The 17,245-nt window shown below is 59.2% G+C and carries 11 protein-coding genes and 1 tRNA gene; 9 read left to right on the top strand and 3 right to left on the bottom strand.

Annotated features, from left to right (window positions below):
* Window positions 1-575: 575 nt before the first annotated feature.
* Complete coding sequence (locus tag ACTNB2_RS03695; protein WP_154516667.1) at window positions 576-1,394, bottom strand: exodeoxyribonuclease III; 819 nt, start codon at window positions 1,392-1,394, stop codon at window positions 576-578.
* Between the two features lie 136 nt (window positions 1,395-1,530).
* Here ACTNB2_RS03695 and ACTNB2_RS03690 point away from each other — a divergent pair, with 136 nt between their 5' ends.
* The 4 genes from ACTNB2_RS03690 to ACTNB2_RS03675 all read left to right on the top strand — a co-directional run bounded on the left by ACTNB2_RS03690 (window position 1,531) and on the right by ACTNB2_RS03675 (window position 6,308).
* Window positions 1,531-2,283 (top strand): NAD-dependent protein deacylase, encoded by a 753-nt coding sequence (locus tag ACTNB2_RS03690; RefSeq protein WP_441044793.1) that lies wholly within the window; start codon window positions 1,531-1,533, stop codon window positions 2,281-2,283.
* Between the two features lie 94 nt (window positions 2,284-2,377).
* Complete coding sequence (folK, locus tag ACTNB2_RS03685; protein WP_441041490.1) at window positions 2,378-4,114, top strand: 2-amino-4-hydroxy-6-hydroxymethyldihydropteridine diphosphokinase; 1,737 nt, start codon at window positions 2,378-2,380, stop codon at window positions 4,112-4,114.
* Window positions 4,115-4,816: a hypothetical protein gene (locus ACTNB2_RS03680; protein ID WP_441041492.1), complete on the top strand. Its 702-nt coding sequence runs from the start codon at window positions 4,115-4,117 to the stop codon at window positions 4,814-4,816.
* Window positions 4,817-5,138: 322 nt separating this feature from the next.
* The gene (locus ACTNB2_RS03675) at window positions 5,139-6,308 is read left to right on the top strand and encodes an ATP-binding protein (protein WP_441045715.1); all 1,170 of its coding nucleotides are present in this window, start codon (window positions 5,139-5,141) and stop codon (window positions 6,306-6,308) included.
* A 109-nt stretch (window positions 6,309-6,417) separates the two neighbouring features.
* Here ACTNB2_RS03675 and ACTNB2_RS03670 read toward each other — a convergent pair whose 3' ends face one another.
* Window positions 6,418-7,191 carry a type III pantothenate kinase gene (locus ACTNB2_RS03670; protein ID WP_427718022.1) on the bottom strand — a complete coding sequence of 258 codons (774 nt, stop codon included), beginning with the start codon at window positions 7,189-7,191 and terminating at the stop codon, window positions 6,418-6,420.
* A 197-nt stretch (window positions 7,192-7,388) separates the two neighbouring features.
* Between ACTNB2_RS03670 and ACTNB2_RS03665 the strand changes: the two genes are divergently transcribed.
* The 4 genes from ACTNB2_RS03665 to ACTNB2_RS03650 all read left to right on the top strand — a co-directional run bounded on the left by ACTNB2_RS03665 (window position 7,389) and on the right by ACTNB2_RS03650 (window position 12,353).
* Window positions 7,389-7,465: transfer RNA gene (locus ACTNB2_RS03665), tRNA-Met, on the top strand.
* A gap of 205 nt (window positions 7,466-7,670) precedes the next feature.
* Complete coding sequence (locus ACTNB2_RS03660) at window positions 7,671-10,460, top strand: class I SAM-dependent DNA methyltransferase (RefSeq protein ID WP_441041495.1); 2,790 nt, start codon at window positions 7,671-7,673, stop codon at window positions 10,458-10,460.
* 1 nt (window position 10,461) lies between these two features.
* On the top strand, window positions 10,462-11,328 hold the full coding sequence (locus ACTNB2_RS03655) for a hypothetical protein (protein WP_441041496.1): 867 nt from the start codon (window positions 10,462-10,464) through the stop codon (window positions 11,326-11,328).
* A 92-nt stretch (window positions 11,329-11,420) separates the two neighbouring features.
* On the top strand, window positions 11,421-12,353 hold the full coding sequence (locus ACTNB2_RS03650) for a DUF4268 domain-containing protein (protein WP_441041498.1): 933 nt from the start codon (window positions 11,421-11,423) through the stop codon (window positions 12,351-12,353).
* A 240-nt stretch (window positions 12,354-12,593) separates the two neighbouring features.
* Here ACTNB2_RS03650 and ACTNB2_RS03645 read toward each other — a convergent pair whose 3' ends face one another.
* A complete protein-coding gene (locus ACTNB2_RS03645) occupies window positions 12,594-14,261 on the bottom strand; it encodes an RNA-binding domain-containing protein (RefSeq protein ID WP_427718032.1) in 1,668 nt (555 codons plus the stop codon).
* Between the two features lie 829 nt (window positions 14,262-15,090).
* Here ACTNB2_RS03645 and bilR point away from each other — a divergent pair.
* Complete coding sequence (gene bilR, locus ACTNB2_RS03640; protein ID WP_441041500.1) at window positions 15,091-17,121, top strand: bilirubin reductase, long form; 2,031 nt, start codon at window positions 15,091-15,093, stop codon at window positions 17,119-17,121.
* The last annotated feature ends 124 nt before the right edge of the window (window positions 17,122-17,245 follow it).

Raw genomic sequence — 17,245 nt, 5'->3', positions numbered from 1 at the left:
TTCCCTGGGGACGTCTGGGGGCGGAAGAAAGCAGATCGATTTGGCTCTCTGAGGGCCACGACGCCCGTCATATCAGCCGGCCATTTTAAAACTATGCCGGTTTACGGGGCTGAATCGCAAATCCCCAACCAAACGCAATTCAAGCAAAATAAAACCGCAGGTAGACGGATCGTCTATTTTCGGAAAAAGCCGGTATGGTCTGCCTGTGCCAATCTAGCCCCGTAAACCGGCATAGTTTTAAAATGGCCGGCTGATATGACGGGCGTCGTGGCCCTCAGAGAGCCAAATCGATCTGCTTTCTTCCGCCCCCAGACGTCCCCAGGGAATCAGTTGACGGCGCTTGCCACGAAACTAGCCCATCTACTACGTTTAGCTTGATACCTCCAACCATACCCGCGTTTTATTAAAAACCTCAGGCTTTCTACCTGCGGTTTTCTTTTTGCGCTGCTCGTTGTGGTTGAGGGTGGTGGCTTAAACGTAGTAGATGGGCGCGTTTCGTGGCGGGTGTGCCGCGTGGATTCCCTCGCGAGGTGAAAATGATCCGTTTTGCTTCGTCCCCGAGGGGTCGGCTGGTGCTAGAGCTCTAGGGTGAGGGTGACGGGGCAGTGGTCGCTGCCAAAGATGTCGCCGCGGATGCCGGTGTCGCGCACGTTGCCGGCGATGGCGTCGCTCACCAGGAAGTAATCGATGCGCCAGCCCGCGTTGTTCTTGCGGGCATTAAAGCGGTAGCTCCACCAGCTGTAGACGCCCTCGACGTCGGGATTTGCCGCGCGCCAGGTATCGGTAAACCCGGCGTCGAGCAGCTCGGTAAACTTGCCGCGCTCCTCGTCCGAAAAGCCTGCGTTGCCGCGGTTGGACTTGGGGTTCTTAAGGTCGATCTCCTCGTGCGCGACGTTAAAGTCGCCGCAGGTCACCACGGGCTTGCCGGTCTCGCGCTCGAGTCCCGCCAAAAAGCCGCGATAGGCATCGTCCCAGGCCATGCGCACATCGATGCGCGCGAGCTCATTTTGGGCGTTGGGCGTATAGACGTCCACAAACCAAAACTTGTCGAACTCGAGCGCGCAGACGCGGCCCTCGGTCGCGGCCTGCGCCACGAGCTCGGCTGCCGCGCCCTCGCCGGCGTAAGGCAGCAGCGCATCGGCGCGCAGCACGCGCAGCGGTTCCTGGCGGCTAAAGACCGCAGTGCCCGAATAGCCTTTACGCTCGGCGTAGCTCCAGGTTTGGTGATAGCCGGGCAGGTCGATATCGGCCTGGCCCTCCTGCAGCTTGGTCTCTTGCAGCGCCAGGATATCGACATTGAGCTCCTGTGCGATCTGGATAAAGCTCGGGTCCTTTTTGAGCACGGCGCGCAGACCGTTGACGTTCCACGAGGCGAAAGTGTAAGTCTGAGGCATGGTGTCCTTTCGACGGGGTTTGCAGGCTTAAGATTAGCGCAAAAGGGGCGGTGGTGGGCTCCGCGCGTGCTGACTCAAAGGCCGCATGCCGGGATGTCGCCCGACGCTGCCCGACCAACAAGGACGGAGGACTTATATGACGCAGGCGATATCGGATCCCAAGCGGGCCTCCGCCGCACTGGCGGAGCTGTTTGGTACTCACAAGCGTGTGGTCTTCTTTGGCGGCGCCGGTGTTTCCACGGCGAGTGGCATTCCCGATTTCCGCAGCGTGGACGGCCTATATCACCAACAGTTTGCCTACCCGCCCGAGACCATGCTCTCGCATAGCTTTTACGAGGCGCATCCGGCCGAGTTCTTCGACTTCTACCGCACCAAGATGATCTCGCTTGGCGCCAAGCCCAACCGCTGCCACACCAAGCTGGCCGAGCTGGAGCGTGCCGGCAAGCTTGGTGCCGTGGTGACGCAAAACATCGACGGCCTGCATCAGATGGCGGGCTCGCAGCGCGTGTTCGAGCTGCACGGATCGGTCCATCGCAACATTTGCCAGTCGTGCGGCGCGGTCTATAGCGCCGAGTGGATTTGCGCCCGCGGGCACGAGGACGCCGCGGGTGTGCCCGTGTGCCCCGCGTGCGGCGGGCGCATTAAGCCCGATGTGGTGCTCTACGAGGAGCCGCTCGACGAGCATGTGCTGACCGACGCCGTTGCCGCCATTGCCGCGGCCGATGCCCTCATTGTGGGCGGGACCTCGCTCGTGGTGTATCCGGCGGCGGGTCTTACGCGATACTTTACCGGCGATACGCTGGCCATATGCAATCTTGCTCCCACCGATCAGGATGCAAATGCCGACCTGCTGATTTCTTGCGACATCGCTGCCGCGTTTGCGTTCTAGCCCGCGTGCGCGGATACAATAGAAAAACTAATTGCAAAGCGACCCCGCCGCCTGCGCCCGAGCGTGGCGGCGCGGGCATTTTAGGAGGATGTTCATGGCGAACGACAGCAAGACATGGCGGTGCGGAAAGTACGAGCTCAGCTTTGACCGTCCGCGCATCATGGGCGTCCTCAACGTGACGCCCGATTCTTTTAGCGACGGCGGTGAGCACTTTGACCAGGATGCCGCTATCGAGTACGGCCTGGCGATGCTCGATGCCGGCGCCGACATCATCGACGTGGGCGGCGAGTCCACGTCGACGTGGCGCCCCGGCTTTACCCCGGTCAATCCCGATGAGGAAGCGCGTCGCGTGCTGCCCGTGGTGCGTGCGCTTGCCAAAGAGGGCGCCATCGTCTCGATCGACACGCGTCATGTGGCGGTTGCCAAGGCAGCCGTGCGCTGCGGTGCCTCGATCGTCAACGACGTGACCGGCTTCACCGACCCCAAGATGGTCGAGTTTGTCGCGACGAGCACCTGCGGCGTCATCGTGATGCACGCCGGCGAGGTCGCCGCGCCCGCTCGCACGCATGCAACGGTGCAGCTCGATACCTCTGCCGCGGCGTTTGTTGCCGAGAAGGCGCGCGAGGCGGCTGCCGAGGCCGCGCGCGAGGCCGAGAAGCCCGCCCGCCGTCGTCGCGGCAAGCTGCTGGGCGAGCCCAAGACGGAGGCCAAACTGCCGGGTGGCGTGGTGCAGCCCTCGCTGCCGTTTGGCGATCCGGAGCCAGCGCCCGGGCCAACGGGCGAGCAGAAGCAGGAGACGCCGGCCGCCGAGCAGGCTGCCCCTGCCGCCGAGGCCGCCGCGACCCCTGAGCCCGCGCCGGAGCCCAGCGATCACTTGGCCGCCATGATGCGCCGCAGCGCCCGCCGCGAGGAGGCTTATGTGCCCACCTCGCAGCTTCGCCGCTTTACCCTGCCCGATTCGGCGCCCATCATGCGCCGCGTCATGGGCTTTCTGTCCGATCAGGCCCGCGCGCTCATCCACGCCGGCGTGTCACGCGACCGTATCTGCATCGATCCGGGTCCGGGTTTTGGCAAGACGGCCAACGAAGACATCGTCATCCAGCGCGAGACCGCCAAGATGGCGTCGCTGGGCTATCCGCTCATGTGCGCCGTGTCGCGCAAGCGCTTTGTGGGCGCCGTCTCGGGCGTGACCGAGGCCGCCGAGCGCGATGCCGCCACATTTGGCGTGTGCCTGGGCGCTATCCAGGCCGGTGCCAACATCGTGCGCGTGCACGATGTCACCGGCTTTGCGCAGTTCCTGAACGGCTACTGGGCTGTTGCCAAGCCGCAGCCGCGTCGCGCGTTTGTGGCCGTGGGCTCCAACCTGGGGCATCGTTGCGACAACATCCGCGCCGCGCGCGACATGATCGCCGAGATTCCGCTCACCTGTGTGTCCAACTGCTCGCGCATCTACGAGAGCGAGCCGGCCTACGAGACGCGCCAGGACGCGTTTGCCAACGCTGTCATCGAGATCAAGACCGAGCTGGCGCCGCTGGTGCTGCTCGACGAGCTTATGAAGATCGAGGCCGAGCTGGGGCGCGACCGATCCAAGAAGGCCAAGGTCAACGGCCCACGCACCATCGACCTGGACCTGCTGTGGATGGATGGCGAGACCCATGGCGGCAAAAAGCTGCGCCTGCCGCATCCGCTCATTGGCGAACGCGACTTTGTGCTGGTGCCGCTCGAGGACCTGATGCACGACCCGGCGCGGTTCTTCCGCTACAACGGTGTAGAGGTCAAGGAGCCCGAGGATCGCGTGGGCCATATCGTGGGCGAATTGGGGCGTATGTAGATGATTGAGATGAATGCTGTTGCCGCCGGTACCGAGCTCGACGCGGCACGTGACGCGGGTCGCGAGGGTGTGCCCGCGGGCTGGTGCGCTTGGAGCGTGGGCGAGGCGTCGTTGACGTTTTCGCTGGTCGTGCGCCCGGATGTGAATATGCACGCCTTCCATGGCCTGCCGTTTGTGGCGGCGATGGGCATGATGGACGCGCTCGCGGGAACGGCATCGACGCCGGGGCTGGGTCTTGCCGGTAAGGTGGGCATTCAGTGGCCGAGCGATATCGTGTACGGCGCGCCCGCGTTTGAGACGTCGTTTGCACGCGTCACCGTCAACGGCGGTGCCGGTGCCGCGGGCATGTTCGGTGCCGTGACGGTGGATATTGAGCGCGCTGCGCTGGGCGAACTTGGCGTGGATGTGGCCGATGAAGCGCTGGTCGAAGCGCTGACTACCGCCGTGCTGGCCCGCGTGTACGCCTGGGCGGTTGTCGCCAACACACCGCAGGGCGCCGCCGGCCCGCTGGCTCCCGTGCTGGGCGAGTACTTCGACATGGTGCCGCTGCTGGGCCGCCAGGTTGCGGCGGTGTCGCCCAACGGCTTGCCGCTTGCGGTCGGTGTGTTTGCGGGCCTGGACATCTGGGGTCGCGCGACCATCAAGACCGATGCCGGCGAGCAGGAGTTTCCGCCCGAGGCCGTACGGATTCGCGGACTGTAACGCGAGATGTTCGCGCTCAAAGATAACGATGACTACAAGACCCTCCTCGGCCTCTGAACTGGCTCCCATTTCTTGGACACGAGAAATGGGAGGCGGTTCAACCGGGGAGGGTCTTTGCGCGACTACAGGGTGGCATCGCGGCCCTATTCCTCAAAACTGAAAATTTTTCGTTTTTGAGGAATAGGATTAAGGCAGCTCGGCCTTTCGCGAGGTATATTCGCTATAGAGCCTATTCCTCAAAACTGAAAATTTTTCGTTTTTGAGGAATAGCGATAAAAGACCGCGAGGAGGCCCGATGAAACTCGTCAATAGAGCGTCATATATGGACACGTTGACGAGTCTTATTGGTGCGCCGGATATCAAGGTCATCACGGGCATCCGCCGCAGCGGTAAATCAAAATTGCTCGAGGCCCTCCGCGATTATGTGGAGGCAAATCTGCCTAATTCGAATGTCATCCATATCAATTACAACCTCGATGAGTTTGAGAACCTGCTCGAGTATCACGCGTTGCTCGCTTATGTAAAAGATCATCGGGTGCCCGGCAAACAAAACTTTCTGCTTATCGATGAGGTTCAGATGTGCGACGGTTTTGAGCGTGCGATCAACAGCCTCCACGCATCCGAGCAGTATGACATCTTCATCACCGGATCGAATGCCTTTTTGCTGTCGAGCGATCTGTCGACGCTCATTACGGGGCGCACGTTCGAGATCGAGGTTTTCCCATTCTCGTTTGAGGAGTATCGTCTCTATGGCGACGAGGGCGAGGTCGACCGTGACTTCGATGAGTACGCGAGAACCGGCGGTATGTCCGGCTCTTACCCTTATCCACTGCAGGAGCAGCGCTATCAATATCTCTCCAACGTCTTTAAGACGCTCATTGTGAGAGATATCGTGCAGCGGCATAACGTGAGAAACGAATCGGCGCTGCTGCGCATTGCCGATTACATGATGGACAACGTTTCCAACATTACGTCGGCACGCAACATTACCGATGCATTAAATGCGGATGGGCTAAAGATTACGAACAAGACGGTCGGTGCGTACATGGGGTACCTGTGCGATGCGTTTGCCTTCTATAAAGTTCGTCGATATGACATTCGCGGCAAGAAATACCTTAAGAGCGGCGAGAAGTATTACCTGGCAGACCACGCGTTCAAATACGCGCTGCTCGGTACACGTGATATGGATTGGGGGCGCGTATACGAGAACATAGTGGCAATCGAGCTGCTGCGCCGCGGATACGAGGTATACGTCGGCGTGCTCTATAAAAAGGAAATAGACTTTGTAGCAATCAAGCGAAGCGAGAAGCTCTACATTCAGGTGAGCGACGACATCAGCTCGGATAAGACATTTGAACGCGAGATTTCGCCACTGCTGAGCATTGGCGATGCGTATCCCAAGATGATTCTCGCCCGCACGCATCACGAGGCCACGGATCGCGACGGAGTGCAGATCGTGGACCTGGCGAGGTGGCTGTGCGGCGAGGCTTAGCGTGCTTCGAGCCTATTCCTCAAAACTGAAAATTATTCGTTTTTGAGGAACAGGCTCGATGCGTTGCCTAGTTCGCCGCTCGCGCTCGTGCTCGACTTAAGCTCCTGCCCTATCCCAGCTCCTGCATGCGGCGGTAGATTTCGCAGATACCCTTAATGGTGAGCTGTCCATCGACCACGTCGAAGGCATCGGTCGAATCGGCGACGATGCCGGCGAGGCCTCCCGTGGCGATAACGGTGGCATCCTCGCGGCCCAGCTCGCGCTTCATGCGCGCGACCAGGCCTTCGGCCATAGCGGCGGTGCCCACCACGGCGCCGACCTTGATGCACTCCTCGGTATCGCGGCCGATGGCGTGCTCGGGCGCCTCGAGCGGCACGCTGGCGAGCTTGGCGGCGCGGGCGGCAAGTGCATCCATGGAGATGCGGATGCCCGGCGCGATCGCTCCGCCAATGTAATAGCCGTCCTCATCGATGACGTCGATATTGGTTGCGGTGCCAAAGTCCACCACGATTGCCGGCGCGCCGTAGAAAGTCTCAGCCGCAACGGCGTTGGCGACGCGATCGGCACCTACGGCCTGGGGACGCGCCGCGCGCAGCTTGGTCACGGCGGCCGTCTGCGGCCCAATGACGATGGCGTCTGCGGCAATGCGGTCGGCCACGGCATGCCATTCGCGCGAGAGCTGCGGCACCACGCCCGCAAAGGCGATAGCGTCGACCGCGTCGAGCGAAAGGCCGTACATCTTAAAAAAACCCATCAGGCGCACATGGATCTCATCTGCGGTATAGGAGCGGTCGGTGGGCATGCGCCACGACTGCACCAGCTCGTCTCCGTCAAACAGGCCCATGGCCGTCTGCGTGTTTCCCATATCGATAGCGAGCAGCATGTCTACTCCCGGTTTCGGCATAAAAGGACGCGCACCATTGTATACGTGCTGTCGACGGCGCTCGGCTGCGATTCGTTTACGGTGATATGGGCTGAGGGGTTTTAAATATGAAGGAATTATGCTTTACGAGAATTTCCTTGCCGTTCACCGAACTCCAGAGTAATATTCTTTCTTGCGCACATGAGGCGCCCAGACATTGCGGGGTGGAGCAGTCTGGTAGCTCGCCGGGCTCATAACCCGGAGGTCGTAGGTTCAAATCCTGCCCCCGCGACCAAGACTTTTAGCAGCTCAGAGGCATTGTTCCTCTGGGCTGTTTTCTTTTAAACAAAGGATACGGTCAAGACTTCCGAGCGGAATATGAGCAGATTGCAACGACCGCCAAGGCAAAATGGATGCCAATAAAACTAAAACCAGCTAAAAAGAGGTGAAGAACCCGTAGAATCTTCCTCAGTGGAAAAGGCTATCGAGTGAGGGTCCGTATGCCGGGAAAGAAAGCCGACGCAGAAGCTTTTGCAAGCAGGTGGGCGAACAAGGGAAATGAGAACCAGGACACGCAGCGGTTCTGGATCGATTTCTACCAAAGTGTTCTCGGCGTCGAGGATGCCGTTTCGCGGCTTGAGTTTGAGAAACCCGTCTCGACGGATGCGAGCGCGCACGAGGGCTACATCGATGTCTTCATACCGTCGGCTAAAACCCTTGTCGAACAGAAGTCGCTTGGAATCGATCTCGCCAAGGAGGAGACGCGCCAGGGCCGCAAGGTGACGCCCGCGAAGCAAGGAAACGCCTACGCCCAGGGTATGCCCCTTTCCCAACAGCCGCGCTACATCATTGCTTGCAATTTTGCCGAGTTTTGGGTCTTCGACCGCGAGCGGGATTCGCTATGTCGGGAGCCGCTTTTCAAGTTGCCGCTCGCCGAGCTCCCCAAGAACCTCGCGGCCATCCAGTTTCTCAAGGGTGGGGCGGAGGCTCCGGCCACAATCTCCCGCGCCGTTTCCGTCGAGGCTGGCAAGATCATGTCGAAACTTCATGACCAGGTCGCCGAGGCGTTCGATGACCCCGACACGCCCGAGAATCACCATGCGCTTTCCGTGCTCATGACGCGCCTCATGTTCCTCATGTTCTGCGAGGACTCGGGACTCATGGCTCCTAACGCCTTCCGCGACTACGTCTCGCACTTCCAGGCGGGTGATCTCAGGCGAGGCCTCAAGGATCTGTTCGTCTGGCTCGACACCAAGGATGAGGACCGCGACAAGTACGCCGAGCCCTGGCTGAAGAAGCTGCCCTACATGAACGGCGGCCTCTTCCGCGAGAAGACGGAGATTCCGCCCCTGTCCGAGAACTTCCGCCATACGCTCATCGTCGAGGGGTGCCAGGAGTTCGATTGGACGGGCGTGAGCCCCACGGTCTTCGGCTCCATCTTCGAGGGGGCGCTGTCGCACGACCACCGCCGAGCAAACGGTCAGCACTTCACGAGCCCGGAGAATATCCACAAGGTCATAGACCCGCTCTTCCTCGACGGCCTCAAAGCCGAATTTGAGGAGGCCTGCGCCAAGCCCGTTGCGGGCGGCGCGAGAACTCGCGCCCTCAAGGATTTGCATGAGAAGATTGGTGACATCTCCATCCTCGACCCGGCCGCCGGATCGGGCAACTTCCTGACGGAGAGCTACTTGTGCCTGAGGCGACTGGAGAATCGCATCCTTTTCGAGCTCCAAGGCGATCAAACGTCGTTCAGTTTTGAGGATTCCGGCGATCGCGACGTGCTGGTAAACCTAAAAAACTTCCATGGTATTGAGCTGGAGGACTTCGCTTGCTGCGTTGCCCGCACGGCGCTCTGGATTGCTGAGAAGCAGGCGGATGCCGATACGGCAAAGGTGACGCAGCGCGTCTATCAGGAACTTCCGCTCACGGACTACGAAGGTATTGTCAACGCGAACGCCCTGCGGATTGACTGGAATGATGTAGTGCCCGCCAGAGAGATCGATTACGTTTTGGGGAACCCGCCGTTTATTGGCCATCAGTGGCGAAGCGAATCCCAACAGGAGGACATGACGGTCGTTTTTGCCTCGACGAATGTCAAGAAGTACGGCAAATTAGACTATGTCTGCGCCTGGTATGAACGCGCTGCCGAATTTATTCACGGCACCAAGGCCGTCGCAGCATTTGTTTCAACTAACTCTGTTTGTCAGGGGGAGTCCGTTCCGATTCTTTGGAAAAACCTGTTCGCTAGAGGTATAGAGATCGTCTTCGCGCACCGTACTTTTATCTGGGGATCGGAGGCGGCGGACCTCGCACATGTCCATTGCATTATTGTCGGCTTTGCTTCTAATGTTGCCAGAGGGGTTGCAAAGAAAATTTATACGGATGACAACGTCGAAATTGCTTCAAATATAAATGGCTATCTCGTTGACGGCCCATCCATAGCTGTCGAGTCGCGAAGAGCGTCCGTAAATTATGGTGCCCCGGCCATGACCAAGGGGAGTCAGCCAACGGATGGCGGTAATCTCATTTTTAGCCATGAGGAAGGCGAGGCTTTTAAGCAGAAATATCCTGAGCTAGAGGATCTCGTCAGACCGTTTATGGGCGCAAGGGAATTCTTGCGGGGGGAACCCAGGGCCTGTTTTTACCTGAAGGGCGCTAATCCTGGCAGGATCAAAAAGAACGTTGAAATAATGTCCAGGCTCCACAAGGTAAAAGAGGCCAGGATGTCCAGTCCGACTCGGTCAGTTAGGGAATATGCCGATAGGCCGATGGAGTTTACTCAGGACAGACAGCCGAATAGCAATTTTCTTGTCCTACCGAAGACTACTTCTGGCCGAAGGAGGTATGTTCCCATCGGGTTCATGTCTCCTGACGTTGTGGTCAGCGATAAGTTGCACATTATTCCTGATGCTACGCTGTTCCTATTCGGTCTGCTTCAATCGAATTTCCACCAATGCTGGATACGCGCCGTGTCTGGACGCTTAAAATCGGACTATGAATATGCGCCAGCCGTGTACAACAGCTTCGTTTTCCCTTCTACCACTAACGAAATGGTTGAAGAAATTACTCGGTGCGCCCAACTTGTGCTGGACGCCCGGGCTTTATACGGCGGCTCGTCGTTAGCGGATTTATACGATCCCGATAGCGAATTTCTATTTCCAGACCTTATGAGAGCCCATGCTAGGCTCGATGCCGCCGTTGAATCGGCATATGGCGTCGACTTCGATGGCGACGAAAACAAGATCGTCTCCCATCTATTTAATCTCTATGCCGAAAAGGTCGGTGAGTAGCGTGAAGGGAAGTGCCGTAAGGCCAAAAGAGGGGGCGGAGCTATCCGAGTCCGATTCTGTGAAAGAAGGTATTGGGGGCCTAAAGGCCGAGGCTGATCGGCAGGAGGAAGAAGCCCAGAGATACGCCATTGCCTTCCTCAAGAAGGTGATGAGGCTGAAGGGCGTGGCGATTGAGCGCGGCCATTTTCTCCGTTCTGAGTTCAGGAAACGAGGCGTCTCGGACGAGCGAGTGGAGCTCGCGATTTCAATGAGCCCGGCTGCCGCCGGGGTGGATTCCGGCCTTGTCGACTCCATCGCCATGGACGTTATTGATTTCGAGGCGAAGAAATCGACCGTCCTTTCGTTTTCCGCGGGATTGCCCGGAGGGCTCGCGATGCTCGGAACGATCCCAGCGGACGTGACGCAGTACTATGTCCACGCCTTTCGAATCATGCAGAAACTGGCGTATCTCTACGGCTGGCAGTCCTTCATCGACGATTGCGACGAGATGGACGATGAGACCTTGGCGGCTTTTGCCCTTCTCCTGGCTGTGATGGTTGGAGTGAGCGGGGCCAACTCCGCGTTGACGGCGTTTTCCAAAACGGTTCAGTCGAATATCGCCAAGAAGGTCGCCAGCAAGGCGCTTACGCAGACGAGCTACTACCCGATCATCAAAAAGGTTCTTGCCGGAATCGGCGTCAAGATCACCAAAAGCAGTTTCGGCGACGCGGTGAGCAAAGTCGTTCCGGTCGTCGGCGGCTTCATCTCGGGCGGCCTCACGTTCGTTAGCCTCAAAGGCGGGTCCAGGAGACTTGCGGGGGAGCTCAGGTTGTTGCTACAGGCGGCAGGCCCCGCAACTGCGGAACGGTCGGGCCCCGTTGGGCTATAAGCCGATTCGGTAAACTAGAACAAAAAGAGGAGCCAGATATGGCAGTTAACTTGAAGACTGCGAAAGGCACGCATCGGGCGAAAGGGTGACGGATGAAGACTTATAACCTGGACACCATCAAGAAGGTCCCCTTGCGCGAGGTGTGGCCGCATGAGGCCCACGACTTCACCAAGTGGCTGGCCGAGGAGCAGAACCTCGCAACCCTCGGGATGGCGGTCGGAATCGAGCTCGAGCTCATAGAGACTGAGTCCTCGGTCGGATCGTTCAACGTGGACATCTACGCACAGGAGTCCGGTACGGGCCGCAAGGTGATCATCGAGAACCAGCTCGAGGACACCAACCACGACCACCTCGGCAAGGTGATCACGTACGCCGCCGGCAAGGGCGCAGAGGTCGTCATCTGGGTCGTGGCGCGCGCCCGCGACGAGCACCGCCAGGCCATCGAGTGGCTCAACCAGCACACCGACAGCGACTTCGGGTTCTTCCTGGTCGAGGTCGAGCTCTGGAAGATCGGGGACTCCCTGCCCGCCCCGCGCTTCGGCGTGGTCGAGCAGCCGAACGAGTGGACCAAGGCCGTGAAGCTCTCCGAAGGGCTCAGCGAAACCGAAAAGGTCAAGCTGGCGTACTGGACGGCGTACCGCGAGGTGGCGGGCGGCCATCCGGAGTTCCTCAAGGAGTTCAGCCCGCAGAAGCCCAGCAAGGACCATTGGTCGACGCTTCGCCTGGGGGTCTCGGCATACCATCTCGCCCTGCTCATCGATACGCACAAGGGCCGCACGGGTATCGAGCTGTACGTGGACGACGACAAGGAGATCGGGCACCGCGCCATCGCCAACAGCGGAATCTTCGAGGAGCGCCTCGGGCTGACGGCGGCACCCTTCGATGCGAAAAAGGCCTCGGGACTGCGCTTCTACAAGGCGGGCCACCCCATCAAGGGCCACCAGGACGCATGGCCGGGGTACATCGAGGAACAGCTCGGATGGGCCCTCGAGATGAAAAAAATAATCGCGGAGATCGGACTTTAAAAGCGCTTCGGCAATTACTGGGCTTATTGGACACACTTTTTGTCCTATAAGCCGACTGTTTTCTGACTACAAAATGCGGGGATGTCATCGAAAACAACGCTTGCGGTATCCAGATTCTGGTGGGGATAGATATCGCGAGCAAGGATTCCGATGCTAGACGATGCGCCCGGTAAGGTGCCCGGACGCATCGCGGTCGGTCTGTTGGGGGCCGTGCATCTGACGGTAAGATCTATCACGATGTTACAGGGCATGCCATCTTGCGGTCTTTCCCGTTCCGTCGCTATCGATGGTCTTGTCCACCTTCTTCATTTTCGCTAGAAGGTTCGATACCTTCTTGGCCTTTTGCGCGTCGGTAAGGCCCGAGGGGAGAAGATCGTTGATGAGGGCGGTGATTTTCGCACGTGGTGCGGGCCCCGTTTCTGAGAGCATCTGAATGACAAGCGCCTTGCAGGCCTCTTCATTGAGGCCTTTGCTGCGCGTGTAAGACACCTCCTGTCCCGTCTTCGAGGCAAGGGCGTTCGTGATGGAGATATGGGGGTACCTGCCTTCGATAAGCTTGAGTCGATGCAGCTCTGAGGCCTCCTCGTTCGTGATTTCCTCGCCTTTTTGAACCTTGTCCAAAAGGTAGACGACGTCCATCGGAAGGTCCGGCTTAGCATAGAGTAGCCTGCTGTAGCTCTCATTGATGGTCTTACCGTAGACACTTACGCGCACGCGGGTTGGATCCGAAAGGTCGTAGGTGGGTAGGGGGAAGTATCGCTTTCTCTGCATCTGGAATACTTTGGGGATTCCCATGGCGATGGTGTCGATCATGTCCATCTGCACCATCGCCTCGGAAAGGAAGGGGTTGCGGTAGTAGCTTGGCTTAAAACCCGGCCGCATCGCATTTTCGATTGTCTCCGGAATGAAGGACCCTTCGTTTAGGAAAACGAGGTGATCCTCGAATTCCTCGACGTTGATTCGCCCCTGCATGGAATAGTCTTGATGGGCGATACAGTTGTTCAGGAGCTCTCTGATGATCTCGGGTTCGTACTGGTCAGCCTCAAAGGGAAACAGACTCGCGCCATTTGCGTTGAACCGGTACTTCTCGTTGCGGATTTTCCCGAGTACCTGGTCAATCGCGAGAAGGAAGGGTGGTTTGAAGTGCTCGTAAGAGGTTACCGATCCATTGGAGGCATAGAGAGTCCAGGTGATGCGCGGGCTCATCCCATCGAGCAAGCGGGTGGATTCCGGCCTTCCGAGCAGGATGAGTGTCGTCGGGGTGATCTTGCCGTTTCTGGTTAGGTTTGCCATGTCGAGAATCGTGCGGTCATCCATGTCCGCGAACGCCCCGGAATGCCGTCGGTGCTTGGAGAGAAAGAGCCCCACCGCTTTCTTCACGGCTTCGGGGTCGAGGTCCTCGAAGGTTGCTTCTTCGATTTCGAGGGCACTCCAGTCCGGCCTCCGCATTTGGCGTATCTGCTCGTACTTATCGATGGGGAGTGGCCCGAGTGATTCGCCCTCGCGCGCCCATGCCGCATTGTTGAACGCCGTTGGCATGCCCGGCGTTGCGGCGGGGATTTGAAACGCGAGGACGCGTTTGCCGTCAATCCTGAGTTCATGGATCTCTCTCAGGGTGAGGTGGTTGTTCGCGCGGTCCGCAATCTCCTTTTTAAGGGATCTAAGGTTGGCCGGATTTCCTTCTCGGTAAGCGGTTCCGCATGCGACCTTGTCGTTGTCCATACCGAAGATGAGCCAGGCGTCTTGTTTCCCGCGCAGGACCGCTTCGTTACTCAGGGCGGAGAAGTACTTCCCGAGGTTCTTGAAACTGAAGTCGTTTTTCGCTTCCTTGAGCTCGATAACCTCGCTCTCGTAGGGCTTCTCGATACGGGCGATGAGTTCAAGGACGTCGTGATCGCTGTAGTACAAGATCGCTCCTAACGGTCTCGTGGCTGGTATTTAGTCGTAAGATACGACTAAATACCGAAATCAAAGTCATTTTAGTCCAATCTAACGACTAGAAATAAAGATGTTGGACTGTTTATAGGACTAAACACTGTGGAAGGCCCGGCTTTAGTCCAATCGCTGTTTGACGGCCCGCCATATCCGTAACCCGGAGGTCGTAGGTTCAAATCCTGCCCCCGCGACCAAGAACTTGCAGCTCGTCGGCCTAGCCGACGAGCTTTTTTGTTATTCCGGGATCGTGTTTTCGGTACGGTCCGCAGCTTCTCAAACAATATCTTGATCTGTAACAGATGGACCCGATTTGGACGTCTGGCCGTTACAAATCGAGACAAACCAGCACGCCAGCCTCCGTTTGTCTAAATCTGTAACACGAGGAGCGATTTTTGTCGTCTAATTGTTACAGATCAAGATTATTCGGAAGCCCGGTTTGGTTTGTCTCGATCTGTAACGCCTAGGGCCGGTTTTGGTCGATAGATGTTACAGATCGAGACGTTTTGTTGGGATGGTTTCTATTGTCTTGATCTGTAACAGGTAGGGGTCAAAAGTGGGTCTAGCTGTTACAGATTTAGATTGTTGAGGATGGGTCGAGAGGAATATCTCGATCTGTAACAGTAAGACCCGGTTTTGCTGGGTAGCTGTTACAGATTGAGACAAACCGGCAGCCGGTCCCGCCCCATCCGCCTGCCGCCACCTGATATTCGCCGATTTTCGTTGTGCCGCTGTACCCCCATGCCATATCCTCTAAACAACTACGCGGCACCATCGCCGCCGCGTCTACAAGAGAGGAATGTCCATGACCGCACCTGCGTCCAAGCTGCTCCAGCCCATTACGGTTGGCCCCCTTGAGCTCAAGAACCGCATTATGTTCCCGCCGCTGACCACCGGCTATGAGGAGCGCGACGGTTCCATCGGCGAGCGCAGCCTGGCTTTTTACGAGCGTCTGGCCCGTGGCGGCGTGGGCTACATCGTCATCGGCGACGTCGCTCCCGTCATGACCGCAAGCCCCACGCCCAAGCTGGCAACCGACGCCCAGATCCCCACGTTTAAGGCACTGGCCGACGCCGTCCACAAACACGGTGCCAAGGTCGCGCTGCAGCTGTTCCACCCCGAGTACGATGTGCCCGGTGTCGGCCGCATGGTCATGGGCTCCATGGCTGCGGCCAAAGCCGCGCAGGAGGCCAAGGCCGCCGGCGACGAGGAGACCTTTGCCGCCAAGATGGCCGAGTCCAACGAGATCCGCAAGCAGGCATATGCCAAGCTGCACCACGACATGCAGCACTTTGTGAACGAGGCGAGCGTAGAGCAGCTCACCCAGATCAAGGAGGCCATCGCTGCCTCGGCCGCTCGCGCGCAGCAGGCCGGCATCGACGCCATCGAGGTCCACGGCGACCGCCTGGTGGGTTCGCTGTGCTCCGCGATCCTCAACAAGCGCACCGACGAGTACGGTGGCTCGTTTGAGAACCGCGTTCGCTACGCGCTGGAGGTCGTCGCTGCCATCAAGGAAGCCGCGCCGCAGCTGATGGTGGAGTATAAGCTCCCCGTGATCATGGAGAACCCCGACGGCACGCTGCGTGGCAAGGGCGGCCTGCAGCCCGACGAGGCCTGCGAGTTCGCCAAGCTGCTCGAGGGCGCGGGCATCGATATGATCCAGGTTGCACAAGCCAACCACACCGGCAATATGGGCGACACCATTCCGTCCATGGGCGCCATGCCCTACAACTGGACGCTGCCCGTGGCCGAGCGCGTCAAGGCCCTGGTCTCCGTGCCGGTGGCAACTGTGGGCCGTGTTGTCTCGGTCGAGGCTGGCGAGAAGATCCTGGAAGACGGCGCGGCCGATATCATCGCCTATGGCCGCTCGCTCATGTGCGACCCCGACATTGCGCTGAAGGCCGCCACGGGCGAGCCCATCCGCGAGTGCCTCAACTGCAACAAGGGCTGCGTCGATGCGATTCAAAACCGCAAGTACATCTCGTGTGTGCTCAATGCCGAGAACGGCGACGAGGCTACCATCGCCATTAAGCCGGGCGAGGGCGACAAGAAGATCGCCGTTGTGGGCGGCGGTATTGCCGGTCTGGAGGCCGCGCGCGTGGCGGCCAAGCGCGGCTACGACGTGACCGTCTACGAGGCGAGCGATCATCTGGGCGGCCAGATTGTGCTGGCGGCCGCGCCTCCGCGCAAGGACGAGATCATGCGCTCGGTCGAGTATTACGAGAAGATTCTGCCCGGCCTGGGCGTGAAGGTTGAGCTCAACCATGCCGCTACCACTGAGGACCTCAACGCCGCCGACGCCGCGATTGTGGCTGTGGGCGCGCACGACGTGGTCATTCCTGTTCCGGGTGCCGATTCTAAGAAGGTCGTCTCGAGCTGGGACGTGCTGGCCGGCAAGGTGGAGCTTACGGGCCGCGTCGCCGTCATTGGCGGTGGCCTGGTGGGCACCGAGACTGCCGAGTACCTGCTGCAGCACGGCTGCGAAGTGGCGATCGTGGAGATGCTCGACAAGATTGCCGCGGGCGAGTCCGAGACCATTCTGCCGCTGATTATGAGCGACTTTGCAGAGCACAACGTGGAGCAGCATGTTAAGACCCGTCTGACCGCCATTACCGACGAGGGCGTGGAGGCCATTCGCACTGCCGATGACGGCGCCGAGGAGCCGGTGAAGATCGCCTGCGATTACGTGGTGATGGCCGTCGGTTCCAAGGCCAACGCGTTTGACTTGGATGGCGTTACGGTGCCCGTGACCTGTGTGGGCGACTGCTCGGGCGAGCGCACCGCCGACATTGCGAACGCCATTCGCACGGCATATCACGCGGCCAACGAGCTGTAGTTGAACATCGCGGCCAGGCGGGGCGGTAGCACGGATCTGTCTCGCCCGGCCGCGTCCCATCGGGTGTCAATCGGGGCGGGGCCTGCAAGCGCAGCAGGTCCCGCCCTTTTTGTTTTGCCCCGGT

The organism is Collinsella sp. HCP28S3_G2, from assembly GCF_052065125.1.
GTDB lineage: Bacteria > Actinomycetota > Coriobacteriia > Coriobacteriales > Coriobacteriaceae > Collinsella.
Note: the sequence above shows the minus strand (reverse complement) of the source record. Positions and strands in the feature narration are given on the sequence as shown.